This is a genomic window from Rubrivivax rivuli, assembly GCF_004016505.1.
GTDB lineage: Bacteria > Pseudomonadota > Gammaproteobacteria > Burkholderiales > Burkholderiaceae_C > Rubrivivax > Rubrivivax rivuli.
This window is the reverse complement of sequence record NZ_SACR01000002.1, coordinates 646,688-673,101: the sequence shown is the minus strand read 5'-3', so window position 1 is coordinate 673,101 and position 26,414 is coordinate 646,688. Positions and strand designations below refer to the sequence as shown.

Sequence of the window (26,414 nt, the reverse complement as noted above, 5' to 3'; positions counted from 1 at the left end):
GAGGGCCGGCGTTTCACCGGTCTCGCAGGACTTCAGGTGCCGCCGTTCGCGGCCAGCAGGCTCAGGATGCCGTGCGCCGGCACCTGCACCCCAGCCCAACGCCCATCCACCAGCAGCGTGAAGCCCTGCGCCGCATCGCTGCGGTTGAGCACCACCACCACCACCTGCCCACCGGGGTTGCGCGCCGCCGTCACTTCCAGCACCTGCTTCGAGGCCGCGCACAGCACCCGCTGCGCCCCCGGCTGCATGAAGCGCGCGAAGTGGCCCAGCGCGGCGTAGCTGCTCTGGAGGTGCAGCGCCGCACGCCCAGCGTCCGCCAGGATCGGTGCGCTGCAGAAGTTGCCCACGTGGTTGGGGCCGCCGTGTTCGTCCAGCAGCAGGTTCCAGTCGATCCAGCCCACGGTCCAGTGGTTGAGGTCCTGGATCATTGAACGCGCATAGCGCTCGGCCAGCGCCCAGCTGCCGTGGTGCGGGCCGCCTTCCTGGCAGCCTTCGGTGAAGAGCAGCTGCTTGGTCGGATACGCGTCGTGCAGCAACTGCACCTGCTCGAAGTGGTCTTCCACGTACCAGTGGAAGCCGGCGCCCCAGACGTACTTCGCGGCCTCGGGGTCGGCGTAGACGGTGCCGGCGCGCTGCACCAGCTCGTCGCGGTTGTGGTCGTGCACGACGATCTTCACGTGCTGCAGCCCGGCGGCGTGCAGCGCGGGGCCGAGGTGGTCGCGCACGAAATCGCGCTCTTCCTCGGCGCTGAAGATGCACGAATCCCAGCGCTGCGTGGCCTGCGGCTCGTTCTGCACGCTCACGCCCCAGATGGGCACGCCTTCGGCGGCATAGGCCTGGATGAACTTCACGTAGCACTGCGCCCACGCGTCGCGGCATTCGGGCCGCAGTTGCCCGCCGCCGTTCATGCGGCCGGTGGTCTTCATCCAGGCCGGTGGGCTCCAGGGTGAAGCGAGCAGACGGATGGGCCGGCCCGCCACACGCTGCGCGGCGTGGATCAGGGGCAGGATCGCCTGCCGGTCGCGCTCGATGTTGAAGTGTTGGAGCGCGAAGTCGCCCTCGACATCGGCATGCGCGTAGTTGCCCAGTCCGAAATCGCTGCTGCCCATGGGCACACGGCACAGCGTGTAGCCGTGGCCTTCGGTGGGCGAGAAGCAGGCGCGCAAGAACTCGTCGGCCTGCGCCGGCGCCAGCTGCTGCCACACCGTGGCCGTGGCCTCGGTGAAGGCGCCGCCGAAGCCCAGCAGGGTCTGCAGGCGGCGTGTGCTGTCCACGTACACCTGCGGCCCGCCGGGCGGCGGGCCGCTGTGCCAGGGCAGCGGGGGCTGCTCGGCCAGGCGCTCGCCGCTGTCGCGGCAGCTGCGCCAGTGGCGCAGCGCCTGCGGCGGGCTCACTTCGCCCGTCACGTCGATCGTCACTTCGACCAGTGGATGCCGTCGACCTGGATCTTCGGCAGCCCCGTCGTGTTCAGCGGCTTGCCGGTGAACGAGAAGCGGTCGGCGATGATGAAGCGGAAGCTCACCATGCGCAGATCGAGCTTGGGGTTGGCGGCGACGAAGGCCGAGATGGGGATGCTCACCTGGCACCAGTTGTTGGTGTTGCAGTAACCGTAGTCGCCGGGGCCGATGGGCAGGAAGGCTTCCTGCACGTCGCGGTCTTCGGTGTCGGTGCTGATGCCGATCTCGATCTTGCCCGGGTAGCTGTCGCTCTTCACCGCGAAGTTCAGGCGGCCGTTGGCGTAACCCGAGAGGTTGGCCGTGACGCCGCTGCCCGAGTAGAGGAACAGGCCCCAGCCGAAGTTCACCGGGTTGGGCGTGATCTCGAAGCTGTTGCTGCCGTCACCCGGCGCGCCGCCGGCCACGGTGGCGTAGCCGGTGGTGGCAAACGGGTCCCAGCGCAGGCCGGTGGCCACCTGCTCGCCGGCCACCACGGCTTCACTGAAGAGCGTGTAGCGGTTGGCCGCGACCGCGGTGCCGATGGTGGGCGCCACCCACTTCACGGCGTCGGCCGTGGTGTAGGTGCCGGGTTCACAGGCCCAGGTCACGCCGCAGGTGCCGAGGCTCTGCACCGCGTAGCGCGCCTGGCGGTCCTTGTTGAAGAGGCCCCAGCCGTCGTCACCCTGCTTCCAGGGTTCGTCGAAGGCCTGGAAGAAGAAGACCGCCTTCGGCCCGTTGCCGCGCCGGCCTTCGGCCGCCCACTCCTGCAGGGCGTCGAAGTAGAGCTTCTGGTTCACCGGGTGCGCGCGGAAGGCCAGGTTGGGGCCGCCGGCCGTGTCCACGGCCGTCCAGCCGGTCTCGCCGATGATCATCGGCATGTTCTGCAGGCCGAGCTGGTCGAGCGCAGCGCGCGCCTTGCCGAACTGTTCCTTCGCCTCGGTGATGCTGGCCGCGATCATGGCCTGCGCACGTTGCGCCTCGGGCACGCTCTTCAGGCGCCAATCCCACTCACTCGGGTTGTAGAAGGTGTCCAGCACCGGGTAGGTGTGCACGGCCGCGAAGTCCACCACGTCGGTGATGACCTTGGGCACGCGCGACCAGAAGAGCCAGTTGTCGTCGGTGGTGACGGGCTGCTTGATGGCGTCGCGCACGCTCTTGATGTAGCGCGCCATGATCACCGGGTCGACCTTGTGCGTGGACCACTCCACCATGGTCTCGTTGCCCACGCTCACCGCGGCCACGATGGACTCGAAGCGCTTGGCCAGCTCGATGCACTTGGCCAGCTCGGCCAGGTTGGCGGCCTCGTCGGCCAGGCTGTTGACCGGGTTGGGGTAGGCGCCCAGCATCACCTTCAGGTCGAGGTTGTTGTCGCGGATGACGGAGAGCACCGTCTCGGCGAAGGCCTTGCTGCTGAAGAGGCGGATGGTGCCGATGCCGGTGGCCCGGATCAGCCGCAGGTCCTGCAGCACGTTGGCCGCGGTGATGACCTCGTTGCCGATCTCGGACTCGTTGCGCGAAGTGCGGTAGGGCGAGTAGTTCACCGCCGCGCGCGTGGTGAATTCGGCCGGCAGCGCGCGGCGCTCGGTCACCGAGACGGGTGATTCGGTGTAGCCACCACCGCCGCAGGCGGTGAAGGTGGCGGCCATCGTCACCGCCATGGCGGCGACCAGCGCGGCGCGGGCGCCGGGCAGCGTGTTCAACCAGTTGGACTTCATGGAAGCAGCCTCGGTCTCAGAAGGTGTAGTTCGCTTCGAGCGACACCCAGTTGCCGCGGTTGGCAATGCGGGAGTCGACGTTCGAGAAGGCATCGTGGGCCGGCATGCTCAGCGGCGCCTGGCCCTTGCGGCCGTAGGCCACGGCGTTCACCGAGCCCGAGACGCTGAGCCCGCCGCCCACGGCGTAGCGGGCGCCCAGGCTCACGAAGAGCGCGGTGTTGTTCTGGCCGCGGTCGCTCGGGTTCTTGGTGCTGGCCTTGCCCAGGTAGGTGAGGCCCGTGTAGCCCACGAGTTTCGGGTTGATGTACTTGCGCAGGCCGAGCATCAGGTCGACGGAGCGCGCCGAGTAACCCGGGTTGGGCACGCCGTTGGCGTCGAAGCCGCCCCAGTTCACGTTGAAGGGGTTGTTCCACTGCGCCTGCGCGCCGGTGGTCAGCGGCACGGCGTAGCTGCCGCTCCAGCGGTTGAAGCGCAGGCCGCCCGACACTTCGTATGCGGTGCCGATCTGGTACTTGCTCAGCAGCATGAACATGCCCTGGCTGCTGCCATTGAGCTGCCCATCGTCACGCTCGGGGAAGGGCGTGAGGCCCGTGAAGGGCGCCTTCGCGAAGGCGGCCGGCGGGCCGTTCTTGGCCGATTGCGCGATGGCTTCCACCACCAGCGGGCCGCGCGCCCACAGCGCCCAGAACTCGAAGAGCTGGGGCTTGTTGCGCTTGAAGTTGGTGTCGCCCTGGTCGTAGGTGGCTTCCAGCACCAGGTTGCCATCGGCCACGAACAGCTCGCGCGAGGTGTAGCGCAGCGCCTTGGTGAGGATGCCGTAGGCCGCGCCCGAATCGCTGAAGGCCGTCTGACCCAGGTCGCTGGCGTAGGGGAAGTCGGGGCGGTTCCAGCCGCGGGCGAGGAAGTTGCCGATCTGCACGGTGCCGTAGTACTCGTGCTGCAGCGTCAGGCTGCGCTCGTACACCACGCCGGGCAGGTCGGGTTTGCCGTCGCGCAGGCGCTGCGAGTAGGCGCCGCTGATCTTGAAACCCTGCGGTAGGTCGAACTTGACGCCCAGCACGGGCTGGATCTGCACGCTGTCGGTGTTCAGGCCGCCGTACTCCTTGCCGTAGACGATGTCATCGGCCCAGATGAAGTGGCGGCCGGCCTGCGGGTCGCGCTGGCAGCCTTCGCAGCCGTTGCTGACGCGGCCCACGCTCACCTTGGCAAAGCCAGTGAGGCTGAAGGGGCCGTATTCGAAGGCCTGGGCGGCGGGCGCGGCCGCAAGGCCCAGCGCGCACAGCGTCAGGGGCAGCGCTGCTGAAATGGCGGCCGCCAAGGCGCGGCGCGCCGGAAGCCGGGGCTGCCCGGCCGGGCGTGCTGTGGGGGCCGGGGTGCCGCGAGGGCGGGTGATGTCTTGCTGCATAGGTCGGGCCACCTTGGGCTGGATGGTTGCGTTGAAAGCGCTTTCACAGAATACGGTTGACGGTGCTGCGGCGTCAACGCGAACGCGGTGCGTGTTTACCCTCGCGCCTGAGGCCGGCAGGGTCTTGCGGGTGTGACGGCTCCGGGAAAACGCGGAATCTTTCTGAAAGCGCTTTCACAAACAATCGCCGCGCAGGCAGTTCTTGCACGAAAGGGAATGGCATGAGCGCGACGAACGCAGGTGGGCCCTTGCGGCCGGTGGGGGGCACGTGGCAGCGCTGGCGCCCGCGCGGGCTGGCCCGCATGGGGGCCGCCGTGCTGGCCGCGGTGTTGTCGGCCGCTGCCTGGGTGGGCCCTGCAACGGCGCAGACCGTCAAGCTCGGCGCCGGCGCCTACCACCTCACCCCCAAGGCCGGCGACAAGCCCGTGCCGCGCGCGCCCTTCCGCACCGAGGCCATGCTGCAGCGCGCCGCGCCCACGAGCCAGTGGTACTCGTCGCTGGTCTTCAACCCCAAGCCCGAAGCGCTGTTCGTCCAGCCCATCACGGTGAAGACCGTGCCGGCCGGCCTGGAGTTCGCGTTGCCGAGCAAGGAAGCCATCAACAGCGTGCGGCAGGACGTGGAGATCCGCTATCCGCACAAGGACCCGCTGCTGATCTCGCCCGTGGCCTTCGAGCCCGGCAAGGCCAAGCTGGCTGGCGCCGACGATTGGTCCATCGACATCTCGTTTGCCAACGGCGCCGACGACTTCCGCGCCACCGTGGCGCGCGGCAACCCCTACGCCTTCCTGAAGCTCACGCGCGGCGACCTGCGCGTGCGCCTGCCCGCCGCAGGCCAGCGCCTGCACGAGGCCGCCGATGCGCGCGTGCTGGCGCTGAAAGTGGGGGGCAAGGCCTATGCGCTCTTCGGCCCAACGGGCGTGAAGTGGGAGGCGGTGTCGCCCACGGAATGGATCGCGCGTTTGCCGGCCGGTGCCGGCTACGCCTCGGTGGCGGCGCTGCCCGACGAGCAGGCCGCCACGTTGGCCCTCTTCACAAAGCACGCCTACAGCTTCATCGAACAGACCCGCGTGGCCTGGCGCTACGACGAGGCCGCGAGCCTCGTGGAAACCACCTTCACGGCCACCACCAAGGCCATGGAAGGCGCCGACGCAGGCCCGCTGCTCGGCCTGTACCCGCACCAGTGGTTCAGGAATGCCTCGGTCGAGGGCAAGCTGGGCGTCACGTTCGACACCGTGCGTGGCCCGCTGCGCCTGCTGGCGGCCTCGCAGTTCAAGACCACCACGCGATACAACGGCTTCTTGCCTTACTGGCCCGGCATCACGGCCTCGCCGTGGCTCGACGAGCTGAAAGACGTGATGGAGAAGGACATCCGCACCGCCGGCCGCGAACTGCAGCGCGAAGGCAAGAGCGCCTACTGGGCCGGCAAGGGCCTGCAGCGCACGCTGAAGCTGGCCGAGGTCTTCGAGCAGCAGGGCGACAACGCCAGCCGCGACCGCCTGCTGGAGATGCTGAAGAAGCGCGCCGAAGAGTGGCTGGGTGGCGACAGCAGCCGCGGCTACGTGCAGTACGAGAAGTCGATGGGCGTGGTGAACATCTACCCCGAAGAGTTCTTCGCCATCACCGAGATCAACGACCACCAGTTCTGGTTCGGCTACTGGATCCGCGTGGCCGCGGAAGTGGGCCTGCGCGACCCGTCCTGGATCGCGAAAGACCGCTGGGGCGGCATGATCGAACTGCTGATCGCCGACATCGCCACCACCGAGCGCGGCCGCGCCGACTTCCCCTTCCTGCGCAACTGGGACGCCTACGAGGCCCACACCTGGGCCAACGGCATCGGCGCGGGCGAGTTCGGCAACAACAACGAGAGCTCGTCGGAAGCCATCAACGCCTGGGCCGGGCTCATCCTGTGGGGCGAGCTCACCGGCAACAAGGCACTGCGCGACCTGGGCGTGTATCTCTACACGAACGAGATCGAGGCCATCAACCACTACTGGTTCGACATCCACGGCCTGGTCTTCGCGAAGGAGTACAAGAACGCCGAGGTGAGCCAGGTCTTCGGCGGCATGTACCGCCACGACACCTGGTGGATCGACGACCCGCGGCAGATCAAGGGCATCAACCTGCTGCCCGTGACCACGGCGCACACCTACCTGGGCCGCGACCCGGCCTTCGTCAAGCGCAGCCTGGCCACGCTGCCGGCCGAGACGGCGCTGTGGAACCGCATCGCCAAGAAACCCAGCCCGCCGCCGCCGAAGGACATCTGGCAGGACGTGTTCGCGCAATACCTCGCGCTGGCCGACCCCGCCGAGGCGCTGAAGACCTGGGAGCGCTGGGGCTCGGTGGAGCTGGGCGCCTCGCGCAGCTACACGCTGCACTTCATGCTCAACCTCGAAGCGATGGGCCCGCCCGACTTCAGCATCACCGCCGACACACCGCTGCACGCCGTGTTCAAGCGCGCCGACGGCAGCCGCAGCTACCTGGCCTACAACGCGCGCAGCACGCCGCTGGAGGTGCGCTTCAGCGACGGCAAGCGCATGACAGTGGCGCCCAAGGCCCTGGGCCGCCTCAGCAGCGCGAACTGAAGGCCGCCCACCGAGGCCCGACCACCGAAACCAGCGCGCCTACGGGTAAGCCAGGGGGCGCGCGCCCTTGCCAAGCCAGAAACCGCCTGCGCATACTGCTGAAAGCGCTTTCACAGATTTTGTCGAACGACGTCACCCCGACAGGAAACACCGCCATGAACACCGCCCAACGCCCCCGTTCGCTGTCTGCCGGGCAGCCCGCCCGCCAGCCCCGGCACCTGATGTCTGCCACGGCGCTGGCCGCGGCCCTGCTGCTGGCCGCCTGCGGCGGCGGTGACGGCGAAGCGCCGCCGCAGCTGGCCACCGGCACGGCCGACACGGCCGGCCCGGTGATCACCATCACCGACAGCGTGGCCGAAACCAACGCCACGGGCGACGTCACCTTCACCTTCAACTTCAACGAAGACGTCGGCACCAGCTTCACGGTGGACGATGTCACCGTGGCCGGCGGCACCAAGGGCGCCTTCGTGCGCGTCAGCGGCACGCGCGCCACGCTGGTGGTGGTGCCCACGCCCGACGCCGTCGGCACCATCAACCTCAGCATCGCCGCCGGCCGCGTGAGCGACGCCGTGGGCAACACCAACGCGGTGGTCAGCTCGCTGCAGGCCTACAACACCGTGATCCCCATCGTGGAGACGCGCATCGTCGGCTTCAGCGAGGCCACGCCGCCGGTGCTGGCGGGCTTCGGCGGCGCCGAAGACGCCACCATCACGGCCGACCCCACCGACGCCAGCAACCGCGTGGCCAAGGTCGTGAAGAGCCCGACCGCCGAGCTTTGGGCCGGCACCACCGTGAGCATCTGCCCCAGCAGTGCCATCGTGCGCCTGCCCTTCAGCAGCACGCTCACCACCGTCACCGCCCGCGTGTGGGCGCCGGCCGCCGGCATCCCGGTGCGCCTGAAGGTGGAAGACGCGGCCGACGGCACGAAGAGCGCCGAGACCGAAGCCCTCACCACGGTGGCGGCAGGCTGGCAGACGCTGCTGTTCAACTTCGCCAACCCGGCGGCGGGCACGGCGGCGCTGAACCTGGCCAACACCTACAACAAGGCCTCGATCTTCTTCAACTTCGGCAAGACCGGCGCGGCCGGTGGTGGCGGCACCTTCTACTTCGACGACCTCGCCTTCCGTGGCAGCAGCTTCACCGTGGCCTGCCCCAGCGCAGGTGGCGGTGGCACGGCCACCACCACCAGCATCACGATGGACGAGGCCACCGCGCCCACGCTCACGGGCTTTGGCGGTGCGGAAGACAGCGCCATCGTCGCCGACCCCACCAACGCCGCCAACAAGGTGGCGCGCGTGATCAAGAGCGGCACCGCCGAACTCTGGGCCGGCACCACCATCTCGAACCTGGCCAACCAGGCCATCGCGCCCATCGGCTTCACGGCGACGAACCGCACCATCACGGCCCGTGTGTGGTCGCCCACCGCCGGCACGCCGGTGCGCCTGAAGGTGGAGAACGCCACCGATCCGAGCAAGAGCGTGGAGACCGAGGCCACCACCACCGTGGCGGCCGGCTGGCAAACGCTGAGCTTCAACTTCGCCAACCAGGCCGCCGGCACCGCGGCGCTGAACCTGGCCACCACCTACAACAAGCTGTCGGTCTTCTTCAACTTCGGCACCACGGGCGCGGCCGCTGGTGGCGCGCGCACCTACTACGTCGACGACATCGTCTACCCGGCGCCCGCAGCGGCCGGTGGCGGCGGCGGTGGCAGCACGGGCCCCGTCACCTTCAGCAGCGGCTTTGGCGCCACGACCACCGTGCAGGGCGGGGCCTACGGCGGCTACAGCGGCAGCAGCGTCGACGGCTTCAACTGCGGCGCGCCCGCGCAGTGCGGCAGCGGCGGCAGCTTCACGCCGGCGGTGGCGGCGGCCGACAGCGGCTTCTTCTACTTCTACCAGACGCCCACCGCGGTGACCTCGCTGTACGCCGGCATCTTCGTGCAGGCCCCGGGCCTCACCACGGGCCTGAGCGGCACGGGCGACACCCCGGGCGTGTCCATCGCAGGCAAGACCTCAATGTCCTTCACCTTCGGCCAGAACCCCGAGTGGTTCAACGGCCCGGCGAAGAATTTCGGCGTCATCCTCACCCTGGGCAAGTACTACAACGTGGGCAGCGCCTCGGCCCCCGCGGCCTGCAACATCAAGCTGCTGGCCGCGGTGACGCCCACCGCGCAGGCGGCCACGCGCTACACGCTGCAGCTGGCCGACTTCACGCTGATCCAGACCTGCAACGTGGCCGGCCTCACGCCTGCCAGTGCGCTGGCCCTGGGGCCGCTGTCGCAGGTCGACTTCCAGGCCGTGGGCTCGGGCAACCCGCTGCCGCCCAACAACGGCAAGCTGGTCGGCGCGAACATGAGCGTGTCCACGGGGAGCCCGGCGGTCTTCCCGACCACGCTGGTGGTCAACGGCGCCATCACCTTCGAGTGATGAAGGCTGGCCGGGCGCCGGCCCGGCCTGGTGTCACGGGCCGCACCGCGGCCCGTTGCTCCTTCAGCCGCGCCCGAGGTGTGCGCCCACCGTGTCGAGCAGGGCGTCCAGCGCGAGCGGCTTGGTGAGGTAGGCCGCAAAACCGGCTTCGTGCGCGGCGGTGATGTCTTCCTGCAGCGCGTTGGCGCTGACCGCCAGCACGGGCGTGTGCACCAGCGCAGGCATCTCGCGCAGGTGCCGCAGCACGGCGAAGCCGTCCATCTCGGGCAGGTGGATGTCCAGCAGCACCAGGGCCGGGCGGTGCTCTGCGGCCAGGCGCAGGCCTTCGCTGGGGGTCTCGGCGCACAGCAGGCGCACGCCGGGCAGGCGCGCCAGCATGGCCTCCATCAGCGCCACGTTGACGGGGTTGTCCTCGATGTAGAGCACGGTTTGTTCGGGCTGCGCTGGCGGTGCTGCGGGCGCCGCATCCAGCGCCGCACCGCTGAGCGGCAGCCCCGGGGCCGACGGGCTGCCGCCGTCGCGCGGCAGGCGCAGCCAGAAGGTGCTGCCTTCACCCGGCACGCTGTGCACACCGATCTGCCCGCCCATGGCCAGCACGAGGCGGCGGCTGATGGCCAGCCCGATGCCCGTGCCCTCGATGCCCGATTGCGCGGCCCCCAGGCGCTCGAAGGGCTGGAACAGCCGCGCCTGTTCGTCGGGCGTGAGCCCGCGGCCGCTGTCACGCACACCCAGCCAGAGTTCGCTGCCTTCCAGGCGCCAGAGCACGGCCACCGTGCCGCCGGGGCGGTTGTACTTGATGGCGTTGCCCAGCAGGTTCAGCAACACCTGCTTGAGGCGGCGTCGGTCGGCGCGCACCTGCACGCCCTCCAGGCCGCCCGGCGTGGCGCCCAGCGTCACCTCCAGGCTCTGCGCGAGGGCCTGCACCAGCGCCAGGCACTCGTCGACCAGATCGCCCGGGGCCAGCGGCTGCAGTTCCAGCGGCAGCTCGCCGGCTTCGATGCGGCCGAGGTCGAGGATCTCGTTGATCAGGCTGAGCAGGTGCTCGGCGCCGCGCAGCATCTCGCGCACCCAGGCCTGCTGGTGCGGCACGAGCGTCGCGCGCGGGTCGGAACCGAGCAGCTGCCCGAAACCCAGGATGGCGTTGAGCGGCGTGCGCAGCTCGTGCGACATCTGCGAGAGGAACTGCGACTTCGCCTGGTTGGCACTCTCGGCCTCGTCGCGCGCCGCGATCAGCGCCTCTTCGGCCTGCTTGCGCGCGGTGATGTCCACGCCGAAGGCATAGCAGTTCTGGCGGCCGTCGGCCTGGCGGGGGCCGGTCACGCGGGTCACTTCCAGCACCAGGCGCTGCCCGTCGGGCCCGCGGTAGAAGCTCGCTTCCGTGACCGAAGGCTCGCCCCGGTGCGCACGCTGGATGGCGGCTTCCACGCCCGCTGCGCGTTCTTCGCCCAGCACTTCGCGCACGGTGCGCCCGATGGCGGCCTCGCGCGAGAGGCCCCACACCGCGAGCAGGCGGTCGTTGATGTAGGTGTAGCGCAGCGCCTCGTCGGTGGCCGCGATGTAGCCTGGAAAGGCCTCCAGCAAGGCACCCAGTTCGGCCGAGCTGGCCCGCAGCGCCGCTTCGGCGCGCTTGCGCTGCGTGATGTCGAGCGTGAAGCCGTAGACCACGGGCTCGCCGCTCAGCGGGTCGGCGCCGGCCACCATGCGCACCTGCAGGTCCAGCGGCTCGGCGTCGGGCGGCCGTACCGTGTGCTCGTAGCTCACGGCCTCGCCGCGCAGCACGCGTTCGATCAGCGGATGCAAGGCCTGGGCCCGCTCTGCGCCCAGCACCTCGGCCACGCTGCAGCCCACCACGGTCTCGGGCGTGCGGCCGAACAGCGCGGCCAGGCGCTGGTTGACGTAGGTGTAGCGGTGCTGGCGGTCGAGGCGGCTGATGTAGCCCGGGAAGTTGTCGAGCAGCGCCCGGTGCTCGGCGGCGCTGGCCAGCAGCGCGTTGCGGCTGCGCTCCTGGTCGGTGACATCGCGCGTGACCATCACCACCTGCTGCACGCGCCCGGTGTTGTCCTTCTGCGGGAAGTAGTGGGTCTCGATGACGCAGTTCGGCCTCGAGGCGCGCGGGTCGGGGCTGCGGGCGCTGCGCATCTCGCCAGTGGCCATGCACTCGCGCAGGGCCTGCAGGCGCGCCTCGGTCACGCGGTGCGACAGCACCTCGCTGGTCAATCGTCCCAGCGCCGCCTCGCGCGGCACGCGCGAGGCGCGGCACCAGGCGTCGTTGACGAGGAGGTAGCGCTCGCTGCGGTCGACCACCGACACCACATCGCTGATGGCATTCACCGCCAGCTCGTAGTGCCGCAGCGCCGCTTCGGTGCTGCGGCGCTGGGTGATGTCGGTCCAGACACCCACCGAGCCCACCTTCGCGCCCTGCGCATCGAACAGCGCGGTGGCGCTGCACACGCAGTGCAGCCGTCGGCCGTCGGCGCGCATCAGCGTCAGCTCGTAGTGCCCTGCGGCCCCGCCGATGCGCTGTGCCAGTTCCATGGCCAGCACGGCCTGGTCTTCCGGCGCCACGAAGTCCTGCACGCGCCGCCCAAGCACGGCGGCGTGCGGCTCGCCCAGCAAGCGGGCCATGGCCGGGTTGAGGTCGGTGGTGCGCGCCTCGTTGTCGATGAACCAGAAGCCCTGCTGCGAGGTCTGCATCAGCTGCGTCAGCAGGTGGTGCTGGTCGGCCAGGCGCTGTGCCACGTCGTCGGCGCGCTGGCGGTCGGCCAGCGCCTCGTTGGCGCGCCGGCTTTCCAGCAGGCGCAGGTGCACGCCGTCGCGCACCAGCTGCTGCGCGCGGCGGGCGGTGGTGGTGGTGATGCACAGGTAGACGGCCGCCATCGCCGCCAGGGCCAGGGCGCCTGGGTCCTGCGAGCGCAGAGCCAGCAGCAAAGCCGCGCTGACGGTGGGCAGCGCGAAGAACAGGGCGGTGCGCAGGTCGAAGGCCGCGGTGCCGAGCGCGCCGGCGGTCACGATGCTCAGCGCGAACACCAGCAGGTCGAGCTCGCGCCCGGCTTGCAGCTGATCGGGCACCAGCACCACGCCCACCCAGGCCAGCCCGTGCAGCAGGAAGGCTGCGCGGTGGCGCCAGACCCAGCGGGGGTACCCGTCGGCCGCCGGGCTGCGCGCCGCCTGCGCACGCACGCCAGCCCAGCGCAGCGCCAGGGCCCCGGCCAGCGTGGCCAGCCAGGCCAACACGGCCCCTGGCGCAGCCACGCTCCAGAGCGCCGCAGCCAGCAGCAGGCCGATGCTGCCGCTGCCGAGCACCGAGCCGAGCACCACGCGTTCGTGCTGCAACAGGCGCTCGGCCTGCAGGGCCTTGTCGATATCGCTGTCGGTCACCATCGGGGCGCTGAATCTCCAGTTCGGGCAAGGGTGGCCGGGGCGGCTGCGCCGACCACGAGGCCCGAAGAGCGCGGCCCGCGTTGTGGGCTGCATTATTCATTTCCTGCTTGGTGCTGCCTGGTGCTGCTTGGTGCAGCTTCGCCCGCTGGCCGCGGGCGCGGTGCGACACTGCTGCCCGATGAAACCCGCGGCCGTCGTGCTGGCGCTGGGCACGGCGCAGACGCTGGCCTGGGCCTCCAGCTTCTACCTGCCGGCCATGCTGGCCGCGCCGATGGCGGCCGAACTTGGCCTGGCACCGGCCACCGTCTACGCGCTGCTGTCCATGGCCTTGCTGATCTCGGCGCTGCTGGGGCCGCTGTCAGGCCGCACCATCGACCGTCACGGCGGCCGCCCCGTGCTGATGGGCTGCAGCCTCGCCTTTGCGGCCGCGCTGGCACTGATGGCCGCAGCGCCCAGCGCGCCGGTGCTGGTGCTGGCCTGGGCGGCCTTGGGGGCGGCCATGGGTTTTGGGCTCTACGACGCGGCCTTCGCGGCGCTGGTGCGCTTGTACGGCGGCCAGGCGCGCAGTGCCATCACCGGCATCACGCTGCTGGCCGGCTTTGCCAGCACCGTGGGCTGGCCGCTCACGGCTTGGTTCGAAGCCACCTGGGGCTGGCGCGGGGCCTGCGCGGCCTGGGCCGCGCTGCACGTGCTGGTCGGGCTGCCCTTGAACGCCGGGCTGCCGCGCGTTGGCGCCGCCGCCATGGTGCCGCCGCCAGCCCCAGGCGCCGAGGCGCAGTCCGCCCAGCCGACGGCCGAAGCGGGCCGCGGGCTCGCCCCGCAGCGCGCGCGCCGCCTGGGTGTGCTGCTGGCGGCGGTGTTCGCGGCGATGAGCGTGGTCAGCGCCGGCATCGCCACGCACCTGCCGGCGCTGCTGCAGGCCAGCGGTGCCAGCCTGCCCGTGGCCGTGGCCACGGCGGCGCTGATGGGCCCGGCCCAGGTGGCGGCACGGCTGCTGGAGCTGGGCTGGCTGCGCCACCACCCGCCCTTGCTGGCCGCCCGCGCCGCGGCCCTGGCCCACCCGGTGGCGGCCGGGCTGCTGCTGACGCTGGGCCCGCTGGCGGCCATGCCCTTCACGGTGGTGCACGGCCTGGGCAACGGCCTCGTCACCATCGTGCGCGGCACGCTGCCGCTGGCGGTGTTCGGCAGCGCTGGCTACGGCGCTCGCCAGGGTTGGCTCACGCTGCCGGCACGGGTGCTGGGCGCCCTGTCGCCCTGGCTCTTCGGGTTGGCGCTGGCCCGCTGGGGCCTGGGTGCCGTGGGTCTGACGGCCGCGGTGGCGCTGGCCGGCGCGGCCGGGCTGTGGGTGCTGCGCCTGCCTGCGCGCTGAAACGGGGGCGCTGCCTCAGGCCGGCGCTGAACGCCAGCCCAGGCGCGTGGAGAGGCCCTGGGCCGCGGCCCTCACGCGTTGCACCAGCGCGCTGCCCGGGCGGCTGTCGAACACCGCCGTGGGGCCGATGGCGGTGAGGCTGAGCACCAGCGCGCCGCCGCCGTCGAACACCGGCGCGGCCAGCGCGCTGATGCCGGGCAGGTAGACGTCCTGCACGCGGCTGATGCCTTCCTCGCGCACGGCCTGCAGCGCGGCGCGCAGCTCGGCGTCGAGCGCGGCGCCGCCGCGGCCGCTGGCCTTGTGCTCATCGCGCAGCACCGGCTGCACCACGGCCGGCGGCATCAGCGCTGCAAAGAGGCGGCCGCTGGCGGTGGCGCGCAGGCTCATCACCGTGCCGTGGCGCATGCCCACGAACACCGCCGTGGGCGGCTGCGCCACGCGCACGATGGTGGCGCCGCGGTCGCCCCACACGGCCACGGCCATCGTGTGGCCGCACTCGGCGGCCAGTTCTTCGATCAGGGGCGTGGCCAGCGCCAGCGGGTCGAGCTGCTGCAGGCTGATCAGGCCCAGCTGCATGGCCAGCGGGCCCAGGCCGTAGCGCCCGCTGGCGTCTTGCGCCACCAGGCCCAGCTTGCCGAAGCTCACGAGATACGGGTGGGCCTTGGCCGGGGCCATGCCGGCGTTGGCGGCCAGCTCTTTCAGCGGCAGCGGGCGGCCGTGGTGGGCCAGCGCGCGCAGCAGCGCGCCGCCAACCTCGATGCTCTGGATGCCGCGCTGGGCCGCAGGGGTGGCGGGTGGTTCGGCGCGGGCAGGGCGGGGCATGATGAGCGTTAGTGGATGGTTAATGCGTTCGACAATACAGAACTCGTGCGCTAGCATCAAGGGCCATGTTCTTCAGCGGGTGTGCGCGATGACTTCCACCAAGACCTTTGCCAGCCAGGCCGATTTGCAAGAGAAGCAGGTCAGCTTCACCCGCCTGAGCGACAACGCCTACGCCTACACGGCCGAAGGCGACCCCAACACCGGCATCATCATTGGCGACGACGCGGTGCTGGTGCTGGACACCCAGGCCACGCCGGTGATGGCGCAGGACGTGATCCGCCGCATCCGCGAAGTCACCGACAAGCCCATCCGCTACGTGCTGCTCACGCATTACCACGCGGTGCGTGTGCTGGGTGCTTCGGCCTACGGCGCCGAGCACATCATCGCGAGCGAAGACACGCTCGACCTCATCAAGGAGCGCGGCGAGCAGGACAAGGCCAGCGAGATCGGCCGCTTCCCGCGCCTGTTCCGCAACGTGGAGAGCGTGCCGCCGGGGCTGACCTGGCCGACGATCACCTTCACCGGCAAGATGACGCTGTGGCTCGGCAAGCTCGAAGTGCAGCTGCTGCAGCTGGGCCGCGGCCATACCAAGGGCGACACGGTGGCCTGGCTGCCGCAGCAGAAGATCCTGTTCAGCGGCGACCTGGTGGAGTTCGACGCCACGCCCTACGCCGGCGACGCCTACTTCACCGACTGGCCGCAGACGTTGGACAACATCGCCGCGCTGCAGCCGCAGCAGCTGGTGCCCGGCCGGGGCCCCGCGCTTACCACGCCCGAAGCCGTGGCGGCGGGTCTGGCCGGCACGCGCAGCTTCATCGCCGACGTGCGCGCCAGCGTCGAAGCCGGCGTCAAGGCGGGGCTGGATCTCAACGCCACCTACAAGGCCACGATGGCGAAGCTGGCGCCCAGGTACGGCCACTGGGTCATCTTCCAGCACTGCATGCCCTTCGACGTGACGCGCTGCTACGACGAGATGAGCGGCCACACCCACCCGCGCATCTGGACGGCCGAGCGCGACATCGAGATGTGGAAGGCCCTGGAGAGCTGAGGCGCCGCCGTGCTGAGCACCTACACCTGGCCCCGCTACGCGGCCGGTGCGGCGCCCGAGGTCGGCGCGGCATCGACGCGCCGCGTGCCGCTGGTGGTGCTGGGCGCCGGCCCGGTGGGCCTGAGCGCGGCCATCGACGCCGCGCAGCGCGGCCTGCCCGTGCTGCTGCTGGACGACGACGACACCGTCTCGGTGGGCTCGCGCGGGCTTTGCTATGCCAAGCGCACGCTGGAGATCTTCGACCGCCTGGGCCTGGGCCAGCGCGTGGTGGACAAGGGCGTCACCTGGAACGTGGGCCGCACCTTCCTGGGCGAGCGCGAGGTCTTCAGCTTCAACCTGCTGCCCGAGCCCGGCCACCAGCGCCCGGGCATGGTGAACCTGCAGCAGTACCACCTGGAGCAGTTCCTGGTGGAGCGTGCGGCCGAACTGCAGGGCCTGGATCTGCGCTGGCGCCACCGCGTGGCCCAGGTCACGCCCTTGGCCGATGGCGCGCTGCTCCACGTTGAATCGCCGAACGGCGGCTACACGCTGCACGCCGACTGGCTGGTGGTGGCCGATGGCGCGCGCAGCCCCACACGCCGCGCGCTGGGCCTGGACATCGACGGCCAGGTCTTCCAGGACCGCTTCCTGATTGCCGACGTGCTGCTCGACGGCGAGCCCTTCCCGCTGGAGCGCACCGAGCGCCGCTTCTGGTTCAAGCCCAGCTTCTTCGATGGCGAAAGCGCGCTGATGCACCGCGAGGCCGATGGCGTCTGGCGCATCGATCTGCAGCTGGGCTGGCAGGCCGACCCCGAGGCCGAGAAACAGCCCGAACGCGTGGCCCCGCGCATCCGCCGCCTGCTCGATCAGCAAGGCTGGGGCCACATCGGCTTCACGCTGGAATGGGTGAGCGTCTACACCTTCCAGTGCCGGCGCATGGCGAAGTTCCGCCACGGCCGGCTGCTGTTCGCAGGCGACAGCGCGCACCAGGTCTCGCCCTTCGGCGCGCGCGGCGCGAACTCGGGCGTGCAGGACGCCGACAACCTGGTGTGGAAGCTGCAACAGGTGATCACGGGCCAGGCGCCTGAAGGCCTGCTCGACAGCTACGACGCCGAGCGCGGCGCTGCCGCCGACGAGAACCTGCTCAACAGCACGCGCAGCACCGAGTTCATGACGCCCAAGACACCGGCCGCGCGCACGCTGCGCGACGCCGTGCTGGGCCTGGCCGGTGCCGTGCCCGGCGTGCGCGCCCTGGTCAACAGCGGCCGGCTCTCGGTGCCCAGCTGCTACCGCGGCAGCCCCTTGAACACGCCGGACACGGACGCCTTCGAAGGCCGCATGGAACCCGGCGCGCCGCTGGACGACGCGCCCGTGGCCGGCCCGCGGCCCTGGCTGCTGCAGCACCTGGGGCAGGGGGGCTTCACGCTGCTGCACTTCGGCCTGCCCGATGCGGCCACCGCCACCGCGCTGCGCGGCCTGCCCGCTGGCGTGGCGGCCCTGTGTGTGCTGGCGGCCGACACCGACTGCAGCCTGCCGCATGTGGTGGACGTGCAAGGCCTCGCCGCGCGCCGCTGCGACGCCCGCCCGGGCACCGTCTACCTGCTGCGCCCCGACCAGCACGTGGCCGCGCGCTGGCGCGGCTTCAGCGCCGAGGCCGTGCACCGCGCGTGGCGCCGCGCGCTGGCGATGGACGCGCAGGCCGAGGCCGCCGCATGAAGCCCGAACACTTGATCACCGTCGCGAACTTCGGCCTGCCCGGCGAGCGGCACCGCCACGCCTACGAGCCCGGCGACACCTTCTTCAACCAGCTGGTGCAAGCCCACCAGGGCCTGAGCGAGGCGCAGAGCGAGCAGCTCAACGCCCGTCTCGTGCTGCTGCTGGCCAACCACATCGGCGACTTGCGCGTGCTGGGCGAAGCCCTGGCGCTGGCGCGCGAGAGCCTTGCTCCTGGAGATTCCGCATGACCCGCACTTACCTCAGCGGCTTCGGCAACCACTTCGCCACCGAGGCCGTGCCCGGCACGCTGCCCGTCGGCCGCAACAGCCCGCAGCGCGTGGCCCACGGCCTGTATGCCGAACTCCTCAGCGGCACCGCCTTCACCGCGCCGCGCGTGGAGAACCGCCGCACCTGGGTCTACCGCCGCCAGCCCGCGGTGGTGGTGGGCGGCTACACGCCCTACGCGCAGCCGCTTTGGAAAACGGGCCTGGCCGAGGGCGTGAACGCGCCGCCCGACCCGCTGCGCTGGCACCCGGTGCCGGTGCCCGAAGACACCGCGCTCGATTTCATCGATGGCGTGCGCACCGTGGTCGTCAACGGCGATGCCGAAGCCCAGAACGGCATGGCCGCGCACCTGGTGCTCATCAACCGCCCGATGTTCACGGGCGGCGCACGCCGCTGCTTCATCAACAACGACGGCGAGATGCTGCTCGTGCCGCAGCAGGGCGCTTTGTGCATCACCACCGAGCTCGGCGTGCTCGACGTGGCCCCGGGCGAGGTGGCCTTGCTGCCACGCGGCGTGGCTTTCAGCGTGGACGTGCAGGGCCCGAGCCGCGTCTACGTGTGCGAGAACTACGGCGCGCCCTTCCGCCTGCCCGAGCTCGGCCCCATCGGCAGCAACGGGCTGGCCAACCCGCGCGATTTCCAGGCGCCGGTGGCGGCCTTCGAGGCCACGCCTGCACCCGTGCAGCTCATCAAGAAGGCCGGCGGCCAGCTGTGGCAGGCCACCCAAGACCACAGCCCTTACGACGTGGTGGCCTGGCACGGTAACCTCTGCCCCTTGAAGTACGACACGGCGCACTTCAACACGATCGGCAGCATCAGCTTCGACCACCCCGACCCGAGCATCTTCACCGTGCTCACCAGCCCCAGCGACACGCCGGGCGTGGCCAATGTCGATTTCGTGATCTTCCCGCCGCGCTGGCTGGTGGCCGAAGACACCTTCCGCCCGCCCTGGTACCACCGCAATGTGATGAGCGAGTTCATGGGCCTGGTGCTGGGCCAGTACGACGCCAAGCCCGAGGGTTTCCGCCCCGGTGGCATGAGCCTGCACAACAGCCACGTGCCGCACGGCCCCGACACCGAGGCCTTCGGCAAGGCCAGCAGCGCCGCATTGGCGCCGCAGAAGCTCGAAGACACACTGGCCTTCATGTTCGAAAGCCGCTGGCGCATGCGGCCCACGGCCTGGGCGCTGCAGCCGGCGCTGCTCGACGGCGCGTATGCGCAATGCTGGGCCGGCCTGGCCGACCACTTTCAGCCTTGAACCTGGATGGCGCCGCTGCAAGCGCCATGATCCGCCCATGAACGACAACAACAACGCCCCGCTCACCGACGCCACCCACCACCCCGCGCTGCGCAGCTGGGTGGCCAGCGCCAACGAGCCCGGCACCGATTTCCCCATCCAGAACCTGCCGCTGGGCCGCTTTCGCCTGGGCGCGCAAGAAGCCGAGCGCGCGAGCGACCACGCCTTGCGCGTGGGTGTGGCCATCGGCGACCAGGTGCTCGACCTCAAGCTCGCGGCGCAGCTGTGCCCCTGGGCCGACGAAGTCCATCCGCTGCTGGAACCCCTGGCCGCTGGCGATTTGCCGGCCTTCATGGCCCTGGGCCGGCCGGCCTGGCGTGCGCTGCGTGCGGCACTCTCGGCCGCATTGGCCGAAGGCAGCGAGCAGGGGCCGTTTCTGGAGGTCTGCCTGCACCCGCAGAACGCCGTGCGCATGGCCCTTCCCTGCACGGTGCGCGACTACACCGATTTCTACGTCGGCATTCACCACGCCACGAACATCGGCCGCCTGCTGCGGCCCGACAACCCGCTGCTGCCCAACTACAAGTGGGTGCCCATCGGCTACCACGGCCGGGCGTCATCGGTGGGGCTGGGCGGCCCGGTGCGCCGGCCGCAAGGCCAGCAGCGCCTGCAAGCGGAAGGCGCGCCCGTCTACGCCCCCAGCCGCCGGCTGGACCACGAGATGGAACTTGCGCTCTGGGTGGGCGTGGGCAACGAACTGGGGCAGCCCGTGCCCATCGAGAAGGCCGAGCAGCACCTCTTCGGCGTCTCGCTGCTCAACGACTGGTCGGCGCGCGACCTGCAGGCTTGGGAGTACCAGCCGCTCGGGCCCTTCCTGGCCAAGAGTTTTGCCACCTCGGTCTCGCCCTGGGTGGTCAGCTTCGAGGCGCTGGCGCCTTTCCGCCGCCCCATGCAGCGCCCGGCCGACGACCCCGCGCCGCTGCCCTACCTGCTGGACGCACACGACCAGCAGCACGGCGCCATCGCGCTCACGCTCGAAGTCTGGCTGCACACCGCCGCCATGCGCGCGGCCGGGCAGAACCCGGTGCGCCTGTCTCAGGCCAACGCCGCCGAAGCGGCGTACTGGAGCCCCGCGCAACTGCTGGCCCACCACAGCAGCAACGGCTGCAACCTCGCCACGGGCGATCTCTTCGGCACCGGCACGCTCTCGGGCCCCGGGCCGGGGCAGGGCGGCAGCCTGATGGAACTTAGCCGCGCCGGGCGCGAGCCCATCACGCTGCCCAATGGCGAGCGGCGCAGCTTCCTGGAGGACGGCGACACCGTGCTGATGCGCGCCTATGCCGAAGCGCCGGGCGTCGTGCGCATCGGCCTGGGCACGCTCAGCGGCACCGTCATGCCGGCCTGAACCTCTCTCGGCCCACCGCGCCGGTGGGCGGGCCCGAAGCGCGGAACAGGCCGCCTGCGGCAGCGCTTATGCAGGCTTGGTGTGCGTGCCGCGCTGCCGAGAATCGGGGTTCATCATGGATCACTTGCGCCTGTCTGCCGTGGTTGCGCGTGTGGTGGCGTGGCACAACCGCCACCCGCTGGCGCGCCGCATTGGCGCGGCGCAGGTGCATGCCGTGGGTTACGTGTCACTCCCCTTCACCGGCCCGGCGCCGCAGCACACCGCGCCGAGTGCCGCGCAAGCCGCGGCCGAGGCCATCGCCGCCGCTGCGGCCACGCCGTTGCCCGTGCTGACCGAGGCGGCCGAGCCCGCGCATGCGCTGGCCGAAGGTCAACAGGCCGAGGCAGGCCCGGCGGCCCCACCCGATGCCTTGGGCCACGAGCGCAGCCGCCTGCGCGAGCGGGTGCTGGCCCGCGCCCGCGAACTTGCCGCGCTGCCGCCCGAGACCCAGGCGCAACTGCTGGCCGAAGAGCAGGCCGCGGCCGTGCTCGCCACGCTGGCGCCCGCCCTTCTGAAGCCCGACTTCAGCGAAGACTTCATCGACCCACTGACGCCGCGGCAGGTGGCGCGCTTCGCGCTCAAGCACGGCAGCGTGCTGGCCCGCATGCCCGTGGACGGCCCGGTGCGCCTGGTGCAGGCCGACAGCCTGCTGCCCGGCCGCAAGCCCGAGCCCGGCCGTGTGCTGGCGCGCGTGCTGCTGCTCACGGCGGTGGTGGAGACCGACACCCGCAAGAGCCGCGTGCTGCTGGGCAGCGGCCTGCAGCCCGAGGTGCTGGGCCGGCGCATCCACAGCACGCCCCGCCGTGCCGCCGTGCTGGCGCTGGGCGCCGGGCTGGTGGGCCTGCCGCTGTGGATCTGGCGGCCTGCGGGCCTGGTGCTGCCCGCCGGGGCAGGGGCGGCGCTGCCCGCGTCGGCCGTTGCAACGTCGGCTGCGGCGGCCTCCGCGGCCGTGCCGGTGCCGGCGGCCGGCGCCTCGGCCGCCGCCTCGGCCGCCGCGCTCCCCCTGGTGCCGCCTGATGCGGCCCACGGCCCTGCGGCTGCGGCCAGCGCCGCCAGCCCTGACCCCGTGCCCACGGCCACGGCTGTCGTCGAGGGTGCACCGGCCCCGGCTCACGCCGGCCCGCCCAGCGCCCATGCCGTGCCCATCGCCCCTGCGCCCCAGGCCGCTGCGTCTGGCGCCGCGGCGGCCGGGTCGCCTGCGGCCGGCCGCACGCCCCGCGTGTCCATCGTGCCGCCCTTGAGCGAAGAAGAAAAAGCCCGGGCCCGCGAGGCGCGTGCCGCGCTGCGGCCGGCAGCGCCCGCCGCTTCGGCGCCGGCGCCGGTGTCCGTGCCTGTGGCCGGCGCGGCAGCCGCTGCGGCGCCGCCCGAACCGGGCGCCGCGCCACCGGCCGGCACCCTGCCCCGCGTGTGGCGCGCCGGACCGACGCCCCGCCGCTTGCCCGGCGAGGCCGCCGACGGCGCACCCGCTGCAGCCGCCGGCACGCCGTCCGCGCAGGCCGCGGCCACCGCTGCGCCCGCGCGCGCCGCGGCGCCTGCTGGCGGGCCGGTGTTCGCCATCACCACGCGCCCGCTGCGCACGCGTTCCGAAGCCGATCAGGTGCGCGTGGCCATGGTTTCGCTGCTGCGCACGCTGGGCCACGAGAAGCTGCAGGTGGAAGTGCTGCCCCAGGGCGACGACTGGCGCGTGGTGGCCTTGCCCTTCTCGCGCCGTGCCGAAGCCGACCAGGGCCGCACGCTGCTGGTCTCGCGCGGGATGCGCGTCGAGGTCGTCGACTTCTAGCCGGCGGCCCGGCGGCGCCTCAGCGCGGCGCCCCGACGCGGACCACCACCGCCTGCTCGGCCACCCGCCCCTTCTCGTCGGCCACGCGCACGAAGAGCCGGTGCGTGCCCTGCGGCACCTGGGCCTGCTCCACCACCACGCCGCTTTCGCTGATCTGCGCATGGCGCTGCAGGCGCTCGGTGACATCGAGCTTGAGCACGCCGTAGAGGATGCGGAAGCTGCCCGGCACGATGCGCGCATCCACCGGCGGCAGGAACTGCACCTGCAGCCGCAACGGCGAGGGCACGGCGCGGCCGTCGGCCACCGGAGCCAGCACCTCGATGCCTGGCACCTGCCGCGGCGGGGCCGGCCCCGAAGCCGGGGCGGGCAGGCTGCGCGTCGGCGTGGGCAGCGCGGGTGCCGGCCCGGCGGCGGCCTCGCGCCGGGCTTCCTCTTCCGTGATCAGCACCGGCGGCCTCGCCGCAGCCGCCGGGGCCTGCGCCGCCGCGGACGGCAGCAGGCTGCAGGCCACCAGCGCCAGGGCGGAGAGCCCTGCGCCGGGCCCCACACCGGGCCAGAAGGGTCGGCTGTTCAGACGCATGCACAACTCCCGCAGCGGCCGCGCTGCGCGGCCAGCGCTCATTCTGAGGTGAACAGGTCGGCGCGTTTGCCCCGGATGGGCGCGTAGAAGCGCTTGATCTCGCCCATGTCGGCTTCCACGTCGCCCGTGGGCGTGAACACGGGGCCCAGGCCGCTGCGCTTTTCAGCGTAGTCCATGTAGGCCAGCACGATGGGCACGCGGGCTTCCAGCGCGATGAAGTAGAAGCCCGTCTTCCAGTGCCGGGTCTTGCCGCGCGTCCCCTCGGGTGGCACCACCAGCTGCACCGGCCCGTCGGCCTGCACCAGGGCCGCTGCCGAGGCCTGCACCAGGTTGTTGGTCTTGCTGCGGTCCACCGCAATGCCGCCCAGCCAGCGCATCACCGGGCCGAAGGGAAAACGGAAGATGCTGGCCTTGCCCATCCAGTAGATGTTCAGGCGCAGGCTGAAGGCCACCATCAGCGTGTAGGGCAGGTCCCAGTTGCTGGTGTGGGGGGCGGCGATGAGCACCGCTTTCGTGGCGCCGGGCGGCAGTTCACCCTCGATGCGCCAGCCCGTGGCGCGCAGGAAAGCCAGGGAAGCGGCGCGCAGGCAGGTGTTGACCACCGGTGTGCTGAAGATCGTGCGGTGCATGCAGAAACGGGGAATCGGTGGCGGGCGGATTGTCGGCCACCGGCCGGCCCCGCTGCCCCCGGGGCTGCCCGGGGCTCGGCGTTAACCCGTAGCATCGGGCGATGCATCCCGCCTTGGTGCCGGCCGTCTCCGGAGAACGCATCGAACGCCACGGCCTGAGCTGTTACGTGGCCGGCGAGGGCCCGCCGCTGCTGCTGCTGCACAGCGTCAACGCCGCGGCTTCCGCTGCCGAGGTGCGGCCGCTCTTCGAACACTGGCGCGCCACGCGCACCGTCTTCGCGCCCGATCTGCCCGGCTATGGCTACAGCGAGCGCACAGACCGCGCCTACACCCCGCGCCTGATGACCGACGCGCTGCACGCGGTGGCCGCGCTGGCGCGCGAACGTTGCGGGCCGCAGCCGCTGGACGCGCTGGCGGTCTCGCTGGGCTGCGAGTTCCTGGCGCGCGCCGCGGCCGAACAGCCGGCGCACTGGGGTCGGCTGGCGCTGGTCAGCCCCACCGGCTTCATGGGCCGGCGCGCCTGGCGCAAGGCGCCGGGCACCACGCGCGGGCTGCCCGCCCTGCACCGCGTGCTGGCCAACCCGCGCTGGGCACAGGCGCTGTTCAACGGTCTCACCAAGCCGCCCGTGGTGCGCTATTTCCTGCGCCGCACCTGGGGCGGCCCGAACATCGACACCGCGATGGCCGACTACGCCATCCTCACCGCACGCCAGCCCGGCGCGCGCCACGCGCCGCTGCACTTCCTGAGCGCCGGGCTGTTCAGCGCCGACATCCACACCGTCTACGACGCCCTGCAGCAGCCCGTGTGGGTGAGCCACGGGGTGCGCGGCGACTTCACCGACTACCGCGGCCTTGAAGGCTGGCGCGCACGGCCGAACTGGCGCATCACCGTCTACCCCACCGGCGCGCTGCCCTACTTCGAGCGCGAGGCCGATTTCAATGCCGAGCTCGCGCACTTTCTGGCGCAGCCGTCGGTGCCGGCTGCCGCCGTGGCTTGAGGCATATTCCGGACCAGGCCTGTCGCCCCCCCGTCCGCGCCCGCCATGCAGCTCTCTGCCACCGAAGTCCGCGTCCTCAGCCGCCTGATCGAGCGCACGCTGGCGCTGCCGCCCGAGCAGCGCGAGGCCTACCTCGCCGGACTGCCCGAGCCGCAGCAGGGTCTGGTGCCACGCATCCGCGAGCGCCTGGCGCAGCTGGCCGAAACGGCCGCCGAGGCCGAAGCCGCGGTGGCCCCGCCCCCGCCCCGACCCGCCAAGCCCGACGTGCGCGTGGGGCCCTACCGCCTGCTGGAGCCGCTGGGTGCCGACGCGCAGGCGCGTGTGTGGTCGGTGGAGCGCGCCGAAGGTGCCGCGCGTCAGCGTTTCGTGCTGCGCCTGCCCGATGCACCGGCGGCTGGCGGCACCGCGCCCCCGAGCGCCGATGAAGCCCGCCGCCAGGCGGCCGAGCGTCAGGTGGTGCTGCTGCCCGAGCATGCCGACATCGTGCGCCTGATCGACGCCGGCATCGAGGCCGAAGGCCGCTTCTACCGCGTGCTGCCGCACATCGACGGACTGGGCCTGCTCGAGCACGCGCAGCGCCGCGGCCTCGGGCTGCTGGCCCGCGTGGGCCTGCTGCGCCAGGTGTGCCGCCTGGTGGCCCACGTGCATGACGAGGAAGTGGCCTGCACCGCGCTGGGCCCGGCCTGCCTGCGCGTGGACGACGATGGCCGCGTGCGCCTGCTCGACTGGGGCCGCGGCCGCAGCCTGCGTCCCGACACGCGGGCCGAGGACATCGCCGCACTGGGGGCCCTGCTGCAGGCGCTGCTGGAGGCCGGCTCGCTGGCCCCGGGCCCCGACGTGGGCCAGATCCTGAGGCGCGCACTGCGCCGGGACGGTGCCGCGCCTTACAAGACCGTGCAGGCGCTGATCGACGATCTGAACCTCGTGCTCGGCTGGCAGCCGGTGCCAGGGGCCGGCGGCGGCACGCTGTACCTGGCGCGGCTGTGGTTGCGCCGTCACCGCACGAGGCTGGTGCTGGGCGCGGTGGCAGCGGCCTTGCTGGGCGCGGGCAGCTGGTCTGGCTGGCAGGCCTGGCAACGCAGCCAGGGCCAGGCGCTGCGCAGCGACGCCGTGAAGCTCTTCCTGCAAGAGCACCTGCCCGAGGCCCTGCCCGCGGGGCCCGCCGCTTCGGCCGCCGGGCCGGCCGTCGAGATCGACCTCGCCGTGGCAGGCCCGCGCCTGCAGCAGGCGCTGGAGCGCGCCCGCGCCGGTTTTGCCGGTGAGCCGGTGCTGCGCGGCCAGGTGCTGACCGCGCTGGGCTTGCGCTTCCGCGTGCTGGGTCAGCCCGAGCAGGCGCAGGGTGTGCTGCAGGAGGCGGTGACGCTGCTGCAGACCACCGCCCGCCCTGACGACCCCGCGCTCGGCGCGGCGCGTGCCGAACTGGCGCAGCAATGGCTGCTGGAAGGCAGCGCTGCGGGCCGCCAGCGCGCCGCGGTGCTTGCGCGCGAGGTGCTGCAGCAGTGCAGCGGCACGGCCTGCGCGGCGGCCCGGCTGCAGGCGCAGCGCGTGCAGCGGCAACTCGAGCCCTGAAGTTCCGCGGCCG

18 protein-coding genes are annotated in these 26,414 nt (G+C 71.8%); 11 read left to right on the top strand and 7 right to left on the bottom strand.

Annotated features, from left to right (window positions below; all coding sequences use genetic code 11):
- Positions 1–32 precede the first annotated feature (32 nt).
- Genes EOE66_RS07570 through EOE66_RS07560 form a run of 3 tightly spaced genes read right to left on the bottom strand, consistent with a single transcriptional unit; the run spans position 33 to position 4,469 of the window.
- Positions 33–1,418, bottom strand: coding sequence for a glycoside hydrolase family 30 protein (locus tag EOE66_RS07570; RefSeq protein ID WP_128228045.1), 1,386 nt, complete (start codon positions 1,416–1,418; stop codon positions 33–35).
- Complete coding sequence (locus tag EOE66_RS07565; RefSeq protein ID WP_164885024.1) at positions 1,415–3,151, bottom strand: glycosyl hydrolase family 17 protein; 1,737 nt, start codon at positions 3,149–3,151, stop codon at positions 1,415–1,417. The genes EOE66_RS07570 and EOE66_RS07565 overlap by 4 nt, the downstream gene beginning before the upstream one ends.
- Before the next feature lie 16 nt (positions 3,152–3,167).
- Positions 3,168–4,469: a hypothetical protein gene (locus tag EOE66_RS07560; RefSeq protein ID WP_128228043.1), complete on the bottom strand. Its 1,302-nt coding sequence runs from the start codon at positions 4,467–4,469 to the stop codon at positions 3,168–3,170.
- 308 nt (positions 4,470–4,777) lie between these two features.
- Between EOE66_RS07560 and EOE66_RS07555 the strand changes: the two genes are divergently transcribed.
- Both EOE66_RS07555 and EOE66_RS07550 read left to right on the top strand, forming a co-directional pair.
- Positions 4,778–7,138, top strand: coding sequence for a glycosyl hydrolase (locus EOE66_RS07555; RefSeq protein WP_128228042.1), 2,361 nt, complete (start codon positions 4,778–4,780; stop codon positions 7,136–7,138).
- A gap of 155 nt (positions 7,139–7,293) precedes the next feature.
- Positions 7,294–9,564: an Ig-like domain-containing protein gene (locus EOE66_RS07550; protein WP_128228041.1), complete on the top strand. Its 2,271-nt coding sequence runs from the start codon at positions 7,294–7,296 to the stop codon at positions 9,562–9,564.
- A gap of 63 nt (positions 9,565–9,627) precedes the next feature.
- Here the strand turns inward: EOE66_RS07550 and EOE66_RS07545 are convergent, their stop codons facing one another.
- Complete coding sequence (locus EOE66_RS07545) at positions 9,628–12,945, bottom strand: PAS domain-containing hybrid sensor histidine kinase/response regulator (protein WP_128228040.1); 3,318 nt, start codon at positions 12,943–12,945, stop codon at positions 9,628–9,630.
- A 178-nt stretch (positions 12,946–13,123) separates the two neighbouring features.
- Between EOE66_RS07545 and EOE66_RS07540 the strand changes: the two genes are divergently transcribed.
- On the top strand, positions 13,124–14,314 hold the full coding sequence (locus EOE66_RS07540; protein WP_128228039.1) for an MFS transporter: 1,191 nt from the start codon (positions 13,124–13,126) through the stop codon (positions 14,312–14,314).
- Between the two features lie 15 nt (positions 14,315–14,329).
- Here the strand turns inward: EOE66_RS07540 and EOE66_RS07535 are convergent, their stop codons facing one another.
- Positions 14,330–15,136, bottom strand: a complete 807-nt coding sequence (locus EOE66_RS07535; protein ID WP_128228038.1) for an IclR family transcriptional regulator — start codon at positions 15,134–15,136, stop codon at positions 14,330–14,332.
- A gap of 88 nt (positions 15,137–15,224) precedes the next feature.
- On the opposite strand from EOE66_RS07535, the gene EOE66_RS07530 reads away from it, so the two are divergent.
- From EOE66_RS07530 to EOE66_RS07505, 6 genes are all read left to right on the top strand, one after another.
- Positions 15,225–16,184 carry an MBL fold metallo-hydrolase gene (locus EOE66_RS07530; RefSeq protein ID WP_128228037.1) on the top strand — a complete coding sequence of 320 codons (960 nt, stop codon included), beginning with the start codon at positions 15,225–15,227 and terminating at the stop codon, positions 16,182–16,184.
- Between the two features lie 9 nt (positions 16,185–16,193).
- Complete coding sequence (locus tag EOE66_RS07525) at positions 16,194–17,879, top strand: FAD-dependent oxidoreductase (protein ID WP_128228036.1); 1,686 nt, start codon at positions 16,194–16,196, stop codon at positions 17,877–17,879.
- Positions 17,876–18,127, top strand: a complete 252-nt coding sequence (locus EOE66_RS07520; RefSeq protein ID WP_128228035.1) for a DUF2783 domain-containing protein — start codon at positions 17,876–17,878, stop codon at positions 18,125–18,127. Before EOE66_RS07525 ends, EOE66_RS07520 begins: the two co-directional genes overlap by 4 nt.
- Positions 18,124–19,422, top strand: a complete 1,299-nt coding sequence (hmgA, locus tag EOE66_RS07515; RefSeq protein WP_128228034.1) for a homogentisate 1,2-dioxygenase — start codon at positions 18,124–18,126, stop codon at positions 19,420–19,422. Before EOE66_RS07520 ends, hmgA begins: the two co-directional genes overlap by 4 nt.
- 37 nt (positions 19,423–19,459) lie before the next feature.
- Positions 19,460–20,806 carry a fumarylacetoacetase gene (fahA, locus tag EOE66_RS07510; RefSeq protein ID WP_128228033.1) on the top strand — a complete coding sequence of 449 codons (1,347 nt, stop codon included), beginning with the start codon at positions 19,460–19,462 and terminating at the stop codon, positions 20,804–20,806.
- Positions 20,807–20,921: 115 nt separating this feature from the next.
- Positions 20,922–22,625, top strand: coding sequence for an SPOR domain-containing protein (locus EOE66_RS07505; protein WP_128228032.1), 1,704 nt, complete (start codon positions 20,922–20,924; stop codon positions 22,623–22,625).
- A gap of 19 nt (positions 22,626–22,644) precedes the next feature.
- Here EOE66_RS07505 and EOE66_RS07500 read toward each other — a convergent pair whose 3' ends face one another.
- Together EOE66_RS07500 and EOE66_RS07495 are read right to left on the bottom strand one after the other, a co-directional pair.
- On the bottom strand, positions 22,645–23,205 hold the full coding sequence (locus EOE66_RS07500; protein WP_128228031.1) for a hypothetical protein: 561 nt from the start codon (positions 23,203–23,205) through the stop codon (positions 22,645–22,647).
- Positions 23,206–23,243: 38 nt separating this feature from the next.
- On the bottom strand, positions 23,244–23,834 hold the full coding sequence (locus tag EOE66_RS07495) for a lysophospholipid acyltransferase family protein (RefSeq protein WP_128228030.1): 591 nt from the start codon (positions 23,832–23,834) through the stop codon (positions 23,244–23,246).
- Positions 23,835–23,935: 101 nt separating this feature from the next.
- On the opposite strand from EOE66_RS07495, the gene EOE66_RS07490 reads away from it, so the two are divergent.
- Positions 23,936–24,832 carry an alpha/beta fold hydrolase gene (locus tag EOE66_RS07490; protein ID WP_128228029.1) on the top strand — a complete coding sequence of 299 codons (897 nt, stop codon included), beginning with the start codon at positions 23,936–23,938 and terminating at the stop codon, positions 24,830–24,832.
- Positions 24,833–24,877: 45 nt separating this feature from the next.
- Positions 24,878–26,401 carry a serine/threonine-protein kinase gene (locus EOE66_RS07480; protein WP_128228027.1) on the top strand — a complete coding sequence of 508 codons (1,524 nt, stop codon included), beginning with the start codon at positions 24,878–24,880 and terminating at the stop codon, positions 26,399–26,401.
- Positions 26,402–26,414: the final 13 nt, after the last annotated feature.